Annotated in this window: 15 protein-coding genes; 4 read left to right on the forward strand and 11 right to left on the reverse strand. The window is 74.8% G+C overall.

Features of this window, described 5'->3' with window-relative positions:
• Positions 1-68: 68 nt before the first annotated feature.
• Genes ACIRD3_RS31525 through ACIRD3_RS31535 form a run of 3 tightly spaced genes read right to left on the reverse strand, consistent with a single transcriptional unit; the run spans position 69 to position 2834 of the window.
• The gene (locus ACIRD3_RS31525; protein ID WP_402223420.1) at positions 69-764 is read right to left on the reverse strand and encodes a response regulator; all 696 of its coding nucleotides are present in this window, start codon (positions 762-764) and stop codon (positions 69-71) included.
• Positions 761-1981, reverse strand: a complete 1221-nt coding sequence (gene macS, locus ACIRD3_RS31530) for a MacS family sensor histidine kinase (protein WP_402223422.1) — start codon at positions 1979-1981, stop codon at positions 761-763. The genes ACIRD3_RS31525 and macS overlap by 4 nt, the downstream gene beginning before the upstream one ends.
• Before the next feature lie 28 nt (positions 1982-2009).
• Positions 2010-2834, reverse strand: coding sequence for a lysophospholipid acyltransferase family protein (locus tag ACIRD3_RS31535; protein WP_402223424.1), 825 nt, complete (start codon positions 2832-2834; stop codon positions 2010-2012).
• A gap of 176 nt (positions 2835-3010) precedes the next feature.
• Between ACIRD3_RS31535 and ACIRD3_RS31540 the strand changes: the two genes are divergently transcribed.
• Together ACIRD3_RS31540 and ACIRD3_RS31545 are read left to right on the forward strand one after the other, a co-directional pair.
• A complete protein-coding gene (locus ACIRD3_RS31540; protein WP_402223425.1) occupies positions 3011-3805 on the forward strand; it encodes an alpha/beta hydrolase in 795 nt (264 codons plus the stop codon).
• Positions 3798-4553, forward strand: coding sequence for a hypothetical protein (locus ACIRD3_RS31545; protein WP_402223427.1), 756 nt, complete (start codon positions 3798-3800; stop codon positions 4551-4553). Before ACIRD3_RS31540 ends, ACIRD3_RS31545 begins: the two co-directional genes overlap by 8 nt.
• Positions 4554-4573: 20 nt before the next feature.
• On the opposite strand, the gene ACIRD3_RS31550 is transcribed toward ACIRD3_RS31545, so the two are convergent.
• The 5 genes from ACIRD3_RS31550 to ACIRD3_RS31570 all read right to left on the reverse strand — a co-directional run bounded on the left by ACIRD3_RS31550 (position 4574) and on the right by ACIRD3_RS31570 (position 8836).
• Complete coding sequence (locus tag ACIRD3_RS31550; protein WP_402223429.1) at positions 4574-5359, reverse strand: endonuclease/exonuclease/phosphatase family protein; 786 nt, start codon at positions 5357-5359, stop codon at positions 4574-4576.
• Between the two features lie 161 nt (positions 5360-5520).
• Entirely contained in the window at positions 5521-6465 is a 945-nt protein-coding gene (locus tag ACIRD3_RS31555) for an ROK family glucokinase (RefSeq protein WP_402223431.1), read from the reverse strand.
• A gap of 192 nt (positions 6466-6657) precedes the next feature.
• Positions 6658-7035 (reverse strand): DUF5304 family protein, encoded by a 378-nt coding sequence (locus ACIRD3_RS31560; protein WP_402223433.1) that lies wholly within the window; start codon positions 7033-7035, stop codon positions 6658-6660.
• 141 nt (positions 7036-7176) lie between these two features.
• Positions 7177-8349, reverse strand: a complete 1173-nt coding sequence (locus ACIRD3_RS31565; protein WP_402223434.1) for an ArsA family ATPase — start codon at positions 8347-8349, stop codon at positions 7177-7179.
• 25 nt (positions 8350-8374) lie between these two features.
• Entirely contained in the window at positions 8375-8836 is a 462-nt protein-coding gene (locus tag ACIRD3_RS31570) for an SRPBCC family protein (protein WP_402223436.1), read from the reverse strand.
• Between the two features lie 334 nt (positions 8837-9170).
• On the opposite strand from ACIRD3_RS31570, the gene ACIRD3_RS31575 reads away from it, so the two are divergent.
• Positions 9171-10964 (forward strand): AMP-dependent synthetase/ligase, encoded by a 1794-nt coding sequence (locus tag ACIRD3_RS31575; RefSeq protein ID WP_402223438.1) that lies wholly within the window; start codon positions 9171-9173, stop codon positions 10962-10964.
• Positions 10965-11059: 95 nt separating this feature from the next.
• On the opposite strand, the gene ACIRD3_RS31580 is transcribed toward ACIRD3_RS31575, so the two are convergent.
• Positions 11060-12196, reverse strand: coding sequence for a glycosyltransferase family 4 protein (locus tag ACIRD3_RS31580; RefSeq protein WP_402223440.1), 1137 nt, complete (start codon positions 12194-12196; stop codon positions 11060-11062).
• Between the two features lie 217 nt (positions 12197-12413).
• On the opposite strand from ACIRD3_RS31580, the gene ACIRD3_RS31585 reads away from it, so the two are divergent.
• Positions 12414-13784 (forward strand): glycosyltransferase 87 family protein, encoded by a 1371-nt coding sequence (locus ACIRD3_RS31585; RefSeq protein ID WP_402223442.1) that lies wholly within the window; start codon positions 12414-12416, stop codon positions 13782-13784.
• Positions 13785-13879: 95 nt separating this feature from the next.
• Here the strand turns inward: ACIRD3_RS31585 and ACIRD3_RS31590 are convergent, their stop codons facing one another.
• Both ACIRD3_RS31590 and ACIRD3_RS31595 read right to left on the reverse strand, forming a co-directional pair.
• Entirely contained in the window at positions 13880-15046 is a 1167-nt protein-coding gene (locus ACIRD3_RS31590; protein ID WP_402223443.1) for a hypothetical protein, read from the reverse strand.
• 35 nt (positions 15047-15081) lie between these two features.
• The gene (locus ACIRD3_RS31595) at positions 15082-16128 is read right to left on the reverse strand and encodes an NlpC/P60 family protein (RefSeq protein ID WP_402223445.1); all 1047 of its coding nucleotides are present in this window, start codon (positions 16126-16128) and stop codon (positions 15082-15084) included.
• Between the last annotated feature and the right edge of the window lie 29 nt (positions 16129-16157).

Consider the following 16157-nt stretch of genomic DNA (forward strand, 5'->3'; position numbering starts at 1 on the left):
CCCGGCAGCGGGCCGACCGGCCCCGGGCGGACGCACGCCGCCCGGGGCCGGTGCGGTCACGTCCCGGCTCACGCCCCGTCGTCGAGGCCCTGCTCGATCGCGTACCGGACCAGCTCCACGCGGTTGTGCAGCTGCAGCTTCCCGAGCGTGTTCTGCACGTGGTTCTGCACCGTGCGGTGCGACAGCACCAGCCGGTCCGCGATCTGGCGGTACGACAGACCCTTGGCCACCAGCCGCAGCACCTCGGTCTCCCGGTTGGTCAGCTGCGGGGCGGCCGGCGCCGAGGCCGGGGCCGGCTCGGCGGCCAGTCGGCGGAACTCGCCGAGCACCAGGCCGGCCAGGCCCGGGGTGAACACGGCGTCGCCGACGGCCGTGCGCCGCACCGCGTCCAGCAGCTCCTCCCGCCCGGCCGACTTCACCAGGTACCCGGTCGCGCCGGACTTCACCGCCTCCAGCACGTCCTGGTGCTCCCCGCTGGCCGACAGCACCAGCACCCGCACCGCCGGGTCGTGCGCCACCACCTGACGGCACACCTCCGCGCCGGGCAGCCCGGGCAGGTTGAGGTCCAGCACGACGACCTGCGGCGTGCAGGCACGGGCGCGGCGGACGGCCTCCTCGCCGTCGCCCGCGGTGGCCACCACGTCCAGTCCGGCCTCGGCGAGGTCGCGCGAGACGGCGTCCCGCCACATCGGGTGGTCGTCCACCACCATCACCCGCACCGGCCGGTCGGTCGTCGGCTGATCGGTCATCGGCTGGTCGGTCATGGCGTGGCCTTCCTCGGGACGCGCAGTTCGACCTCGACGCCCTCCCCGGGCGCCGAGTACAGCTCGGCGGTGCCGCCGAGGTCCAGCAGCCGGCCGCGGATGGACTGGGAGACTCCCAGCCGGCCGGCCCGCTCCGCCTCGCCCAGCCGGTCGGGGGCGAAGCCCGGCCCGTCGTCACGGATGCTGACCGTGACGGCCTCCGGCTCGTCCTCGACCAGGATCCAGGCCCGGGCCCCCTCCCCGGCGTGCCGACGGACGTTGTCGACCGCCGCGCCGACCGCCGCCGCCAGCTCGCCCGCCGCCGGGCCGGGCAGCAGCACCGGGCTGCCGGGGGCGGAGAGCGTGATCCGCTCGTCGGCGTACGGGCGGATCAGCGCGGTCAGGTCGCGCGGCTCGGCGGCGTCGGGCTCCGGCAGGCGCTGCGCCGGGATCGGACCGCCGGTCATCAGCGTGCGCAGGGCGCGCTCCTGCTCCCCGGCCAGCCGGCCGAGTTCGGCGAAGTCCGCGCCGCCGCCGGTGCGTCCGCCCGTCCCCCCGCCCAGCTCCGCGCCGCGCCGCTGGACCAGCGCCAGCACCTGCAGCACGCCGTCGTGGATGTCCCGGGAGAGCCGCTCCCGCTCCCGGGTGGCAGCCTCGACCTGGAGCGCCCGGGTGAGCGTGGCCTCACTGGCCCGCGCCAGCTCGATCACGTAGCCGATCGCGCACCCGGCGACCATCAGCAGCACGATGTTGTGGATGTTGTCACCGGTCGGCCCGCCGTGGCCGAGGATGTTGGCGACGCCGATCACCGAGCCCGCGGCCGCCGCCGGGCGCCAGCCGCCCTTCGCGGCGCAGCCGAGCACCGTCCCGGCCGCCCAGATGGTGGGCAGGGTGGGCGCGCCGTGGCTGATCCGGGCCGGGGCGTCGGTCAGGCCGCTCATCACGATGCCGGTGACGGCGAGGGTGAGGTCGACGCCGAGGACGAGCCAGGTGCAGCGCTGCGGATCGGCGAAGGCCCGGGTGGTCGCGAGGGTCCACAGGATCAGCGCGCCGAGGAAGATCCAGCCGGCCACCGGGTGCAGGAAGTGCAGGTACGAGTTGACGTACCGCAGCAGCGCGTAGATCAGCGCCAGCACCCGGAAGTAGGAGATGGCCCGCCACAGCGGGAGTTCGACGGACATCCCGCCGGCCGCCACCGTGCCGCCCACCGCGCCGGCTCTGCCGCCGCCGTCCGTCATCGACCCTCCCCCGGGCCCGACCGGGCCGTCAGGCCGAGCCGGTCTCCTTGTCCTTCTCCGCCTTCTCGGCCTCGGCCCGCTCCGCCTTCTCGGCCTTCTCCGCCTCGGCCCGCTCGGCCTTCTCCGCCTTCTCGGCGGCGCGGCGCTCGGCGTCGGCCTTCTTCTTGTCGTCGGCGATCTGCCGCTTGGCGGCGGTCGCGTAGATGTCCACGTACTCCTGGCCGGAGAGCCGCATGATCTCGTACATCACCTCGTCCGTCACCGAACGGAGGATGAAGCGGTCGTTCTCCATGCCGTGGTAGCGGGAGAAGTCCAGCGGACGGCCGATCCGGATGCCGGGGCGGATGCCGAAGTTCGGGACCACCTGGCCGGGCGGCTGCACCTTCTCGGTGTCGATCATGGCGACCGGGATCACCGGGGCGCCGGTGGCCAGCGCGACGCGGGCCAGGCCGCCGACCTTGCCGCGGTACAGCTTGCCGTCGGGCGAGCGGGTGCCCTCGGGGTAGACGCCGAACAGCTCGCCCCGCTCCAGCACCGCGATGGCACTGCGGATCGCGGCCTCGCCGGCGCCGCGCACGCCCGAGCGGTCCACCGGGAGCTGACCGACGCCCTTGAAGAACGCGGCGGTCAACCGGCCCTTGAGGCCCGGGGTGTTGAAGTACTCGGCCTTCGCGATGAAGGTCACCCGGCGCTTGATCAGCGCGGGGAAGAAGAACGAGTCCGAGAAGGACAGGTGGTTGCTCGCGATGATCGCCGCACCCTCGGTGGGGATGTTCTCCTCACCCTCGATCCACGGCCGGAAGAAGATCCGAAGCAGTGGCGCGACGATCATCTTCATCAGTCGGTAGAACAACCCGGGCCTCCTGTTATGCGGACCGGTCGATCCTAATGCCCCGCGGCGGTCGGCTGTGCCCGGCCCCGCCGTAGGGGGTGTACGACCCCGCGCGGGGCGTGGGACGATGCGAATTCCTGCAGCTCCCCCTCCAGCGTCCCCTCCCCCAGCGCCACTCGCCCGCGAAGGAGTCCGCCATGCCGCTGCTGCCCGGTGCCGAACCGTACCGCCACCGCGGCGGACCGGTGGGGGTGCTGCTCTGCCACGGGTTCACCGGCTCGCCGCAGTCGCTGCGCCCGTGGGCCGAGGAGCTGGCCGCGGCCGGGTACACCGTCTCGCTGCCGCTGCTGCCGGGGCACGGCACCCGCTGGCAGGACATGCAGCCGACCCGCTGGGAGGACTGGTACGCCGAGGTCGAGCGCGAGCTGCTGGCCCTCGCGGACACGTGCGAACAGGTCTTCGTCTGCGCGCTGTCGATGGGCGGCGCGCTGGCGCTGCGGCTCGCCGCGCTGCACGGGCCGACGGTGTCCGGACTGGTGCTGGTCAACCCGTCGGTGCGCTCGGACACCCCCGCGAGTGTGCTGCTTCCGGTGCTGCGCCACCTCGTCCCGAGCCTGGCCGGGGTCGCGAACGACATCGCCAAGCCCGGAGTGACCGAACTCGGCTACGACCGGACGCCGCTGCACGCCGCCTGGTCGCTGAGCCGGCTGTGGCGGGAGGTCCAGAGCCGCCTGCCGGAGGTGACCCAGCCGGTGCTGCTCTTCCACAGTCCGCAGGACCACGTCGTCTCTCCGGCCAACTCGGAACTGGTGCTGGCCCGGATATCCTCGACCGACGTGACGGAGCGGTTGTGCCAACGCAGCTTCCACGTCGCGACGCTGGACCACGACGCGGCGGAAATATTCGCGGCCGCCCAGGACTTCATCCGACGGCTGGCCCCCGCGCACGCGGCGGGCGCAACCCGGGTCGAATCGGACGATCACCATGGCTGAAGGGCCGGAAGTGCACGAGAGCAGCACGGCGGGCGGCGGGGACGAAGCTCCCCGCGAGGACGGCGCGACGAAGGACGGCGGGGCCGCGGCCGGTGCCGCCGCGGGCGGTGCGCCGACGGACCGTACCGGCGCGGACGGCGCCGTGACGCCCCCGCCCGCGAAGGACGCCGCCGCGGACACCGGGGCGCAGGCCCCGGCCGAGCCCCGGGTGCGCCGCGCGCCCGAACGCAGCCAGGCCGAGCAGGACGAGATCTTCGCCGCCCTGGTCGCCCAGTTCGACGACCCGGTCGACCTCAACAACCCCAACTGGCCCGAGGTCGAGAACCTCCGCGCCCAGAACGAGCTCAAGGGCGGCTACAAGGACGGTCCCGGCGGCCGCGGCGAGCCGGACGACCTCTCCGACCTCGCCCCGCAGCCCCGCCCCCGCTCCGGCCGCCCGGTCCTGCCGGCCGTCGGCGCGGGCCCGCGCGACTTCGAGCTGGCCGAGGCCTCCGACGAGGACCACTACGTCCCGCCGGAGCCCCCGCCGCTGCCCCCCGCCGACGTGACCGCCAAGTTCGCCTGGCTCGCCGTGCTCGGCGGCCCCGCGCTGCTGCTGGTCGACGCGGTGGTCTGGCGGGAGATCTCCGGCTGGCCCGCCTGGGTCGGGATCACCGCCTTCCTCGGCGGTTTCGTCACCCTGGTCGCCCGGATGCGGGACCGCGACGAGGACGAGCCGGAGGACCCGGACAACGGCGCGGTGGTCTAGCTCTCCAGCCCTCCGGCTCTCTAGCTCTCGGGCAGCTCCAGCACGGCGAGCACCGGCAGGTGGTCGGTAGCGGCCCGCAGGTCGGCCTCGGTGACTCCGGGCAGCCCGTGCGGCACCCCGCAGGCGAGGAGGGCGATCCCGGGCGTGGCGAAGACCGCGTCGATCCGCTGGTAGGGCCGCTCCGGGACGGACGTGAACTCGCCTCCCCAGGGCGCGGTCGGGTACCCGTCCTGCAGCCGGGCGGCCAGCAGCCGCCAGCCCGGCCCGTCCGGGTGCTCGTTGAAGTCCCCTGCCACGACGCCGTGTTCGGCGATCGCGAGCTGGTCCAGCAGCAGCTCGCACTGCCCGTACCGCTCCTCGGCGTCCAGGCTGAGGTGGCAGCTGGTGAGGGTGAACGGCGCCGAGCCGGGCAGCCGCAGCAGCGCGGTGGCGAAGCCCCGGGCGTGCAGTCCGCGGGTCTTGGGCAGCAGCCGGTCGTGCACGCCGAGCAGCTCCGCCGCGCCGGGCCGGCCGAGCAGCAGCGGGCCGGCGGCGGTGCGGCCGCCGCCGGCCAGGACGACCGTGCCGGTGTGCCGGGCCAGCCACCGGGCCTGGCCCTCGGGGCGCCAGTAGCGCGGTGATTCCTGGATGCAGACCAGGTCGGGCGCGCAGGCCCGGACCACCCGGGCCAGCGCCCGCCGGTCGTCCCGCAGCGAGCGGATGTTGTAGCTGAGCAGGCGCACCCGGCGCGGGCCGGACGGTGGCAGTGCTTCGACGGTCGCGGCGGTCGCGGCGGCGCCGGTGGCGGGCTCGGTCGCGGCGGTCATGGTCCTCCCCTTGCGTCGTCCCTGGCGTCGTCCCTGGCGTCGTCGCCGGGTCCGACCGTACGCGGCGGCGCCGGGACGTGCGACGGCGGCGGCGCGTCCGGGAGCGGTCGGGGCCCGGTCGCACCGCCGCCGGCGGGCTGGAAGGGGGTGGCTGGTCGCGGCTACGGGGTGCGGGCGAGGTCCGCCGCGCCGACGATGCCGGCGGCGGAGCCCATCGAGGCCAGCACGACCTCGGCGCGCGGGCGGTGCACCCCGCCGGTCAGGTAGTGCTCGAAGGCCTTGGCGACCGGGTCGAGCAGCAGACGGCCGGAGTCGGAGACGCCGCCGCCGAGCACGAAGACGCCCGGGTCGAACAGCGCCGCGAGGTCCGCCATGCCGCGACCCAGCCAGTCGGCCAGCTCGGCGTAGCACTCCAGGGCGAGCGGGTCGCCCGCCTCGGCGGCCTCGGTGATGTGGATGCCGCGGATGGTCTCGGCCACGCCGTCGTTGAGCTCCAGCATCCGGCGGCCGCGCACCGGCTCGGCCGCCGCCTTCTCCCGGCCGTAGCGGCGCAGCGCCCGTCCGGAGCCGTACTGCTCCCAGCAGCCCTTGCCGCCGCAGCCGCACGGCAGGCCGTCCGGGACCATGTTGAGGTGGCCGATCTCGCCGGCCACGCCGAAGCGGCCGCGGTGCAGCCGGCCGTCCAGGACGATGCCGCCGCCGATGCCGGTGCCGACGGTGATCAGCACCATGTCCTGGTGGTCGGCGGCCGCGCCGAAGCGGAACTCGGCCCAGGCCGCGCAGTTGGCGTCGTTCTCGACCACCGCGGACAGACCGGTGAGCTCTTCGATCCGGCCGCGCAGCGGCTCGTTCTCCCAGTCGATGTTGGGCGCGAAGATCACCGTGGAGCGGTTGCTGTCGACGAAGCCGGGGGCGCCGACGCCGACCGCGGTGACGCCGGGGTGCTGCTCCTTGAGCTCGCGCACGGCCTGCGCGATGGCGTCGACCGCCCACTGCGGGTCGGCCGGGGTGGGCACCCTGGTCCGGGCCAGGATCGCGCCCGCCTCGTCGACCACGCCTGCCGCGATCTTGGTCCCGCCGACATCGACGCCGATGGTCAGAGCCATGTGTCCCTCAGCTATTCACTCGTTCCCGCTGGACGGAACGGTACCGCCCAACCCTGCCCCCGTACACAGCCTCGCATACATTATCCGAAGACAATCCTGGGACAACTGAGCCGCAATCCTTCAAAAGTCGTATCTAATCTCCTTCTTCGTGACGTACGAGAGCAACGCGATCACCCTCCGAAAGTTACGGTTTCATTGCTTGGCGGACGGCGCGTCAGGCCCGTCCAGGTCGATCTTCTCGGCGGCCGCACCGGACCCGGCGGTCCAGCGGCTCTCGTGCCCGGCCACCGCCGCGCGGTAGGCGGCCAGCAGCTCGGCACCCGCGGCGGCGATCCCGGAGCCGGCGGCGGCGAGGTGGGAGTAGACCTCCGGCTGCTGGGTGCGCAGGCGGTCGGCCAGGCCGGACAGGGTGATCAGGGTGGTGGCGCTGGTCTCCTGGGCCTTCTCGCCGAGCGCGGTGGCGAACCGGCGCACCTCGTCCACCAGCGGGCCGAGCTCCGGCCCGAACGGGTGATCCTGAGCCCCCGCGCGGTCCCCGGCGGGCTCGGTGCGGTCGTCGGTGCTGGTCATCGCGGGCGCCTCCTCAACCGTGGCCGCACCCCGCGGCCCTCCGCCCCGACGCTACCCGACCGCCCGTACCGCCCGGGCAGTCCGGAAAGCGCCGGAAAGGGCGGACGGCCCGAACGCCGAGCGGCCCGGCCGACCGGCCCGTCAGCCCTGCGGCCAGAGCGCGGGGTCGGGTGCGAACCGCACCGAGAGCACGCCGGCCTGCAGTCCCGCCCCGGCCACCGTGCAGCGGCGCAGCGCGGAGGGCAGCGGGAGCACCCGGCGGTGGGTGCCGAGGCCGACCACCAGGTCGTCGCCCCGGCGGACGAGGTCCAGTTCGGCCCGGTCGGCGCCGGGCAGGTCGAGGTGCCAGACCAGCAGGCCGTCCGCGGCGAGCCGGTCCTCGACCGTCCACGGCACGGGGTCGAGCCGCTCGGGCCCGGGGCCGTCCCCGTAGAGGTGGTCGGCGACGGCCTCCAGGGTGGCGTCGGCGGGGCCGGTGACCAGGACGGGGGCGTCGGTCTCGGCGGCGAGCCCGGCCAGCTCCTCCCGCCGGCGGCGGGCCAGCGCGGCCAGCCAGGGGTCGGGCGAGGAGGAGGCGGCCTCGGGCAGCGCGCCGTGCACGACCACGGCGTCCGGCCGGTGCCCGAACAGCGCGAGCCCGGCGCGGATCCGGCGCAGCCCCTCGTACGGGTGACCGTCGGCCGGGACGACGAGTCGGACGCTGGTGCCGGGGTCGGTGATCGCGGCCCGGGACTCGGCGAGCGCCGCGGCCGCCTTGCCGCGCCCCTCGTACAGCCAGTCCGCGGGCATCGGGACCCCGGCCAGTCCGGCCAGCAGCGGTCGCAGCGCCCGGGCGGCCTGCCGCTGCTCGGGGACGAGCCGGTCCAGGTAGCGGGTCAGCTGCTCGGGCAGGGCGAGGGTGGCGATCAGTTCGGCGGGCGGCGGGGCCAGCACGACCAGGACGTCCTGGTCGGCTGCGGGCAGGGCGCGCAGCAGGGCGAGCCGGGCGATGCCGGGGAGGGCGGTGAGCTCCTCGGGGTCGAGCGGTTCGGCGCCGAGCAGGTCGAGGGCGGGCTTGAGCCGGCCGGTGAGCTCGCCGACGGCGTAGCGGAAGGCGGCCTGCTCGTCGATCCGGGAGACGGTCAGGCCCGGCGCGTAGCGGAGCGGTTCGGGCTCCAGCCGGGTGCCGAGGACGGAGTCCAGCGCGCGGTGCGGGTCGTCGGCGGCCAGCAGCCAGGTGCGGTGGCCGCGCCGGGCGGCGTGCAGGGCGGTGGCGGCGGCCACCGCGGGCGCGCCCGCGTCGCCGCTGACCAGGATGGTGCGTGTCGCCGTCATGCCGTCGGGCCCCCGTTCCGCGCTGTCAGCCCTCGGAGGGCATCGTGCCGGAGGTTTCCTCGACGCGCTTCTTCAGCCCGGCCAGGGCCCGGTCGATGATGACCTTCTCGGCCTTGCGCTTGATCATGCCGAGCATCGGGATCTTGACGTCCACGGCGAGCTGGTAGGTCACCTCGGTGCGGTTCCCGGCCAGCGGTGCGAGGGTGTACGAGCCGTCCAGCGAGCGGAGCATCTGGCTGCGCACGAGCGTCCAGGAGACCTCGCGGTCGCCGTCCCAGGTGTAGGCGAGGACGTGCTCGTCGCGGATGGCGCCGGCGTCGAGCAGCAGCCGGACCTGGGCGGCACGGCCGTCCTCGCCGGCCTCCAGGACCTCGATCTCCTTGACCTCGCCGGTCCAGGCCGGGTACGCGGCGAAGTCGGCGATCACGGACATGACCGTGGCCGGGGTCGCGTCGATGGTGATGCTCGACCTGGTGTGCTCCGCCATGGAATGGCCCTTCGCGTCGTCACTCTGCCTGCCGGTCCGGGCGGGGCGCGCTCGGCCCGGTCCGCCCGGAGCAGGCTATCGCGACCGGCGATCGGGTCTGCGGCGCGGGCCGTGCCCGGCGGGCGTCCGCGGGACTCCCGCCCGGGTCGGCGGGGCAGGCTACCGACCGGTCACCGGGGGCTGTCGTAGGGTGCCATTCGAACGACCCGGTCACGGCCTGGTCGGACCCGGCCGGGTGTGACACTTCGAACACCGGGGCCGACCCCCCTGGTCGAAGCTGCCTACCGGGCAGTAACGTCCTGCCGTCCCGCAGCGTCGCGAACGAGGAGCAGTCTTGCTCGACTTCAGCCTTCCGGCCCTCTACCAGGTACCGAGCGGCGGTAACCTCTCCGACCTCGTGCACCAGAACGCCGAGCGGCACCCGGACGTCGCGGTGCTCAGCCGCAAGGTGGACGGCCAGTGGCAGGAGTTGACCGCCGCCCAGTTCCTGGTCGAGGTGCACGCCGCGGCCAAGGGCCTGATCGCCGCCGGCATCCGCCCCGGGGACCGCGTGGGCATCATGTCCCGGACCCGCTACGAGTGGACGCTGCTGGACTTCGCGATCTGGTCGGCCGGCGCCGTCACCGTGCCGGTGTACGAGACCTCCTCCCCGGAGCAGGTCGAGTGGATCCTCGGTGACTCCGGCGCGGTCGCCGTGCTCACCGAGACCGACCAGCACGCCGCGGTGGTCGAGGAGGTCCGCGGCCGCCTGTCGGAGCTGAAGCACACCTGGCAGATCGAGCGGGGCGCGATCGCCGCGCTGGCCGAGGCCGGCCGCGGGGTCCCGGACGAGACCGTCGCCGAGTACCGCGGCACGGCCGGTTCCGACTCGATCGCCACCATCGTCTACACCTCGGGCACCACCGGCCGCCCGAAGGGCTGTCAGCTGACGCACGGCAACTTCCTCGCCGAGTGCGGCAACGTGGTGGAGCGCCTGGCCCCGCTGTTCCGCACCGGCGAGAGCTCCGTCCTGCTCTTCCTGCCGCTGGCCCACGTGCTCGCCCGGATCGCCGAGATCGCCCCCGCGATGGCCCCGATCAAGCTCGGCCACGTCTCCGACATCCGGGACGTCACCGCCGAGCTGGCGGCCTTCAAGCCGACCCTGATCCTGGGCGTGCCCAGAGTCTTCGAGAAGGTCTACAACACCGCCCGCGCCAAGGCCCAGGCGGACGGCAAGGGCAAGATCTTCGACAAGGCCGCCGAGACCGCGATCGCCTACAGCCGGGCGCTGGACGCCGGCGGCGCGGGCCTGGTCCTGCGGCTCAAGCACGCGGTCTTCGACAAGCTGGTCTACAGCAAGCTGCGCGCGGCCCTGGGCGGCCGGGCCACCCACGCCATCTCCGGCGGCGCCCCGCTCGGCGAGCGCCTGGGCCACTTCTACCGGGGCATCGGCTTCACCGTCCTGGAGGGCTACGGCCTGACGGAGACCTGCGCGGCCACCGCCTTCAACCCGTGGGACAAGCCGAAGATCGGTACGGTCGGCCAGCCGGTGCCGGGGGCCTCGGTCCGGATCGCCGAGGACGGCGAGGTCTTCTTCAAGGGCCCGCACGTCTTCACCGGCTACTGGAACAACCCGCAGGCCACCGCCGACACCCTCAAGGACGGCTGGATCGCCACCGGCGACCTCGGCTCGCTGGACTCCGAGGGCTACCTGACCATCACCGGCCGCAAGAAGGAGATCATCGTCACGGCCGGCGGCAAGAACGTCGCCCCGGCCGTGATCGAGGACCGGATCCGGGCCCACGCCCTGGTCGGCGAGGTCATGGTGGTCGGCGACCGCAAGCCCTTCATCGCCTGCCTGCTCACCGTCGACCCGGACTTCTTCCCGAAGTGGAAGGAGCTCAACGGCAAGCCCGCCGACGCCACCGTCGCCGACCTCGCCGGGGACCCGGACCTGCTGGCCGCCCTGCAGTCCGCCGTGGACGACGGCAACGCGGCCGTCTCGCACGCCGAGGCGGTCAAGAAGTTCCGCCTGCTGGACACCGAGTTCTCCGAGGAGAGCGGCCACCTGACGCCCTCGCTGAAGCTCAAGCGCAACGTGGTGTTGAAGGACTTCGCCGCCGACATCGAGGCCCTCTACCAGAAGTGACCCGCGCCGCGCGGTGGCCGCGGACGACGACGGGCCCCGCCTCCCCGGGAAGGAGGCGGGGCCCGTCGTCGGGTCGCGGGCCGGGCCCGCGGCCCTCAGCCCGCCAGCAGCGAGGTGAGCCGCCCGGCCAGCAGGTCCCAGCGCCAGGAGCGCTCCACCCACCGCCGACCGGCCTCACCCATCCGCCGCCGCAGCTCCTCGTCCCGCAGCAGCCGGACGATCCGCTCGGCCGTCGCCGGGGCCGAGCCGCCGGGCACCACGTACCCGGTCTCGCCCTCCAGCACCGCGTCCGGCGCGCCCCCGGAGTCCCCCGCGACCACGGGCAGGCCGGTCGCCGAGGCCTCCAGGTAGACGATCCCCAGGCCCTCGACGTCCAGCCCCCCGCGCCTGGTCCGGCAGGGCATCGCGAAGACGTCCCCGGCGCCGTAGTGGGCGGGCAGTTCCTCCCACGGCACCGAGCCGGTGAACCGCACCGAGTCCCGGACGCCCTTGGCGTCCGCCCGCTTCTCCAGATCCGCCCGGTACGGGCCGCCGCCGACGATCAGCAGCACGGCGTCCGGCACGTCGGCGAGGATCTGCGGCATCGCCTCGATCAGGGTGTCCTGGCCCTTGCGCGGCACCAGCCGGGAGACGCAGACCACCACCGGGCGGTCCGCCAGCCCGAGTCGGCGGCGGACCTCGGCTCCCCCGGAGTCCGGGTGGAAGGCCGTCTCGTCCACCCCCGGCGGCAGCTGCACCATCCGGTCCGCGGCCCGCGGCCCGACCGCGGCGGCGATCCGGGAGCGGGTGTACTCGCCCAGGTAGGTCAGCACGTCGGTGCCCGCGCCGATCCGGCGCAGCAGTTGCCGGGAGACCGGCAGCTGGGCCCAGGCGGCCTCGTGCCCGTGGGTCATGCCGAGCAGCCGCCCGGCCCCGGCCCGGCGCAGCGCGGGCGCCATCAGGCCGAGCGGGGCGGCGGCGCCGAACCAGACCGAGTCGCACTTCTCGGCGCGCAGGATGTCGGCGGCCCGCCGGGTCACCCGGGGTGTGGGAACCATCACCTTCGTGCGGTCCCGGATCACCGGGAACGGCTGCTCGGCGTCGAAGCGCCGCACCTCGCTGCCGTCCCGCCAGGTCGAGGCGTACACCACGACACTCCCTGCGGGCTGACGGACGGCCATGTTGTGGACGAAGGCCTGGATGCCCCCCGGACGGGGCGGGAAGTCATTGGTGACGATCAAGGTTCGGTGCATCAGGCCACGGCTCGCTCGGTCGGGGGGTGCGCGGTGTACCGCTGGGTGATCCGTACGATAGGTCAACACCATGACCCGCCGGGAACGGAACCGTGCACGGCAACCGTTTGACCCCCGGGTCAGTCCTAGTACCTAGGCCGCTGCACCAGAACGCGGCCCGGGCGTCCGTCGGTACGACGCCTCCGGTGGGGACGTCCGAGACGAACGAGGGAGCGCAGTGGAATTGGCCCCGGCCACCGAGCCCGGTTCTTCGCGCGGCCGTCTCGGCCGCCCGCTCGGGGCGCTCGCCGCTCTCGGCGCGACCTGGGTGGCCACCCGCACCCTGCTGGTGCTGCTGGTCACCGGCGTGCTGAAGTCGCCCGGCGGGGACGTCACCGCCGACGTGTGGATGATCTACCACGCCTGGTACGGGGTGCTGCAGACCGGCACCTTCCCGTTCGACGACGTGACCTGGCAGTACCCGCCGGGCGCCGCCCTGGTGATCCTGCTGCCGGGCCTGCTGCCCTGGTCGTACCTGGTCTCGTTCTGGGTGATCTGCGGGATCGCCGACGCCGCCGCGGCCGCGCTGCTGGTCCGCACCGGCCTGCGCCGGGGCCGGGCGCTGACCGGCGCCTGGATGTGGGTGGTGGGGGTCCCGCTGCTCGGCCCGATGATCTACAACCGCTTCGACGTCATCGTCACCGCGGTCGCCCTGGCCGGGCTGCTGGCGCTGATCCGCCGCCCGGCCGTCGGCGGGCTGCTGCTGGGCCTGGGCGGCATCGTCAAGGTCTGGCCGCTGCTCGGCCTGATCGGCACCCCCTCCGGCCGCCGTACCCGCCGTTCCTGGACGCTCGCGGGGGCCACCGCGGTCTCGATCGGCTTCCTGCTCGCGGCGGGCATGAACGGCGCCTTCGACTTCCTCGCCTTCCAGAAGGAGCGCGGCATCGAGGTCGAGTCGGTCGGCGCGCTGCCGCTGCACCTCGCCCGGATCGCCGGCGGCTGGGACGGCAAGGTCACCATGAACTACGGCTCCCCCGAGATGCTCGGGCCGTGGGTCCCGGTGGTCAGCAAGGTGATGATGGCCGGCACCGTGCTGGGCTTCCTCTGGCTGCTGCTGTGGCGCTTCACCTCCAAGCGCCGCAACGCGGCCACCATGTACGACGCGGCGCTCTGCGCGCTGCTGGTCTTCGTGGTGACCAGCCGGGTGATCAGCCCGCAGTACCTGGTGTGGCTGGTCGGCGTCGCGGCGGTCTGCCTGACCGTGCGCGGCAGCAGCCAGCGGCCGGTGGCCCTGCTGATCCTGCTCGCCTGCCCGCTGACGCTGGTCGAGTTCCCGACCATGTTCACCCAGGTCCTGGCCAGCGACCCGGGCGCGATCGCCGTCCTGGCGGCGCGCAACCTGCTGCTGGTGGCCGCCACCGTGCTCTCCTGCCTCCGGCTCTGGCGCTCCACCCGCGGCGAGGCGCCGCTGCCGGCGACCGTGGTGCTGGACCGCGAGCCCGCCGCGCTGCCGGCCTCCGGCTACCCGGTGCGTCCGGGCATCGCGTACGAGCAGGACCTGCTGGACGGCATCGACCGCCCCGGCGCCCCGGCCGAGCAGCGGCGCTGAGCCGGTCTCCCGGGGGCGTCCGGGGGCGTCACGGGTCCTCCGGGGTCCTGGGGCGTCAGGGGGCGTCACGGGTCCTCCGGGGGCGTCAGGGGGCGTCAGTCCTTCAGCGCCGCCACCTCGGCCAGCCACAGCCGGGTGAACTCGACCAGACCGACGCCCAGTTCCACCCGCAGCAGCCGGTCCGTACGGCGCTCGCGGTCCTCGCCCGACCCGTCGGCCGCGCCGACCGCCCGGTAGAAGGCGACCAGCCGCTGCGGGCCGTAGCGGCGGGCGATCAGCTCGCAGGCCAGCCAGGACTGCTCGTAGGCCTGGGCGATGCCGGTGGCACCGGCGGCGAAGGCCCCGTCCTCCGGCAGGTCGGCGGGCAGCCGCCCGGCGGCCACGTCCCGGGCCAGCTCGGGGGCGATCTGCTGCGGGCCGCGGCCGGAGTCGCGGTAGGCGGTCCAGTCGGCGACGCCCTCGGAGAGCCACAGCGGCGTCCAGGACCGGGTGTCGGACCTGGTCGCGACATGGGTGGCCTCGTGCGTGACGACCACCTGCCGACCGAAGCCGCTGAGCCGCCCGTACGCCTCGGGGTTGACCAGCACCCGGTCCGCCGGGGTGTGCCGGGGCGCTCCGGGGGCCGCCACGGTGACCGCCGCCATACCCGCCCAGTCGGCCGGGTCGCCCTCCAGCAGCCGGGCGAACTGCTCCTCGGTGGCGGGCAGTTCGAGCAGCAGCCGGCCGGCCCAGGCGTCACCCCAGACCTCCTCGACCGCGGGCACCGCCCGGTCCCCGACCGCGACCAGCCCGGCCGGGTCGGGGCCGTCGGCCGAGCCGAGCACCAGGCAGCGCTCGCCCGCCTCCGACCGCGCGGGCCCGAAGTCCCACAGCGCCGGCGGCCCGCTCGCGCTCTCCTCGCGCTCGACCCGCCAGCCGTCCTGGGCCCGGGCCAGCTCGATCCGGCGCGGGTACACCACGGGGTCGTCGTCGTACCCGGCGATCCGCACCGCCAGGTCGGCCGCGGCGGTCAGCCGGTCCGGGCCGCCGCCCGCGGCGAGCACCAGGTTGCGGTACGCCGCCGAGGCCACCGGCAGCCCCGACCGGGCGGGCAGCGAGCGCGCCCGCTCCGCGAGCACCGCCGCCACCTCCGCCCGCCGGTCGGCCTCCCGTCGGGCCGGTGCCGCCGCCGGGGCGAGCGGCGGCAGCGACAGCTGGGCCAGCCCCCCGGCGGCGAGCAGCAGCGCACCCCGCCGGGACAGCCCGCGGCGGGGTATGGGCACGGGGTCGGGTCCGGCGGTGCCGGACGGCGACGCGCTCAGAGCCGGACCACCCCCGAGACCGGCATGGCGTTGACGCTCTCGTAGCGCACCTTGGCGCCCGGGTAGGGGGCGTGCACGATCACACCGCCGCCGGCGTACATGCCGACGTGGTGCATGTCCCGGTAGAAGATCACCAGGTCTCCCGGTCGCGCTTCGGAGAGGTTGACCCGCTGGCCGGCGTACGCCTGGGCCTGCGAGGTGCGCGGCAGGGTCACTCCGGCCTGCCGCCAGCTGTAGTACATCAGACCGGAGCAGTCGAACGTACGGGGCCCGGTGGAGCCGTAGACGTACGGGGAGCCGATCATGCGGACCGCGGCGGCCAGCGCGGCCGCCCCGCGCTCGGAGGCGGGCGGGGTGGTGCCGAGGTCCAGCCGGTCGAGGCCGCGGGTGGCGCGCTGCTCGGCGTCCCGGGCGTCCTGGGCGGCCATCCGGGCCCGCTCGGCGCTGCCCAGGCCGTTGAGCAGCTTCTGCGCCGCGGCCAGCCGCTGCTGGATCTGCTGCTTGCTGTCGGCGAGCGAGCGGCGGGCCTCGTCCAGCTCGGCGAGCTTGGCGGTCGCCTCGCTGCGCCGCTGGTCGAGCCGGCGCTGGCGGGTGACCAGCTCGTGCAGCGTCTCCTGCTGCCGCTCCGAGGCCTGGCCCATCGTCCGGGCGCGGGCGAGGTAGCCCTCCGGGTCGGGGGACAGCATCAGCTGGGCGGTCTGGTTCATCCCCCCGCCGCGGTACTCGGCCCCGGCCACGGTCGCCAGGTCGCCGCGCAGCTCGTTGAGCTGGTCCTGGGCGACGGCGATCTCGCCCTGCAGGATCGTGGTCTCGCCCTGGAGCCGCCGCTGGGCCTCCTGGGCCGCGTTGTACTTCTCCGACGCCTGCTCGGCCTCGTCGTAGAGCTGCTCGACCTGCGCCTTGACGTCCTTGCGGTCCGCCGGGTCCGGGCTGCCGGGGGCGGCCTGGGCGCTGCCGCTGGTCGCCACGCCCAGCGCGGTGGTGGCGGCCGCCGTCAGGACCAGCGCACGGGCGAGCAGTTGGGAACGGCGGTGCACGGGCATGGCGGCAGCGGCTCCAATCCTGCGGCGCG

The organism is Kitasatospora sp. NPDC093550 (genome assembly GCF_044764985.1).
In the GTDB taxonomy this organism is placed as follows: domain Bacteria; phylum Actinomycetota; class Actinomycetes; order Streptomycetales; family Streptomycetaceae; genus Kitasatospora.

What these genes read in the sequence shown, in the direction of transcription:
- ACIRD3_RS31525 (WP_402223420.1), bottom strand. Translation starts at nt 764, where the DNA reads ATGACCGACCAGCCGATGACCGATCAGCCGACGACCGACCGGCCGGTG.
- macS (WP_402223422.1), bottom strand. Translation starts at nt 1,981, where the DNA reads ATGACGGACGGCGGCGGCAGAGCCGGCGCGGTGGGCGGCACGGTGGCG.
- ACIRD3_RS31540 (WP_402223425.1), top strand. Translation starts at nt 3,011, where the DNA reads ATGCCGCTGCTGCCCGGTGCCGAACCGTACCGCCACCGCGGCGGACCG.
- ACIRD3_RS31545 (WP_402223427.1), top strand. Translation starts at nt 3,798, where the DNA reads ATGGCTGAAGGGCCGGAAGTGCACGAGAGCAGCACGGCGGGCGGCGGG.
- ACIRD3_RS31550 (WP_402223429.1), bottom strand. Translation starts at nt 5,359, where the DNA reads ATGACCGCCGCGACCGAGCCCGCCACCGGCGCCGCCGCGACCGCCGCG.
- ACIRD3_RS31555 (WP_402223431.1), bottom strand. Translation starts at nt 6,465, where the DNA reads ATGGCTCTGACCATCGGCGTCGATGTCGGCGGGACCAAGATCGCGGCA.
- ACIRD3_RS31560 (WP_402223433.1), bottom strand. Translation starts at nt 7,035, where the DNA reads ATGACCAGCACCGACGACCGCACCGAGCCCGCCGGGGACCGCGCGGGG.
- ACIRD3_RS31565 (WP_402223434.1), bottom strand. Translation starts at nt 8,349, where the DNA reads ATGACGGCGACACGCACCATCCTGGTCAGCGGCGACGCGGGCGCGCCC.
- ACIRD3_RS31570 (WP_402223436.1), bottom strand. Translation starts at nt 8,836, where the DNA reads ATGGCGGAGCACACCAGGTCGAGCATCACCATCGACGCGACCCCGGCC.
- ACIRD3_RS31580 (WP_402223440.1), bottom strand. Translation starts at nt 12,196, where the DNA reads ATGCACCGAACCTTGATCGTCACCAATGACTTCCCGCCCCGTCCGGGG.
- ACIRD3_RS31595 (WP_402223445.1), bottom strand. Translation starts at nt 16,128, where the DNA reads ATGCCCGTGCACCGCCGTTCCCAACTGCTCGCCCGTGCGCTGGTCCTG.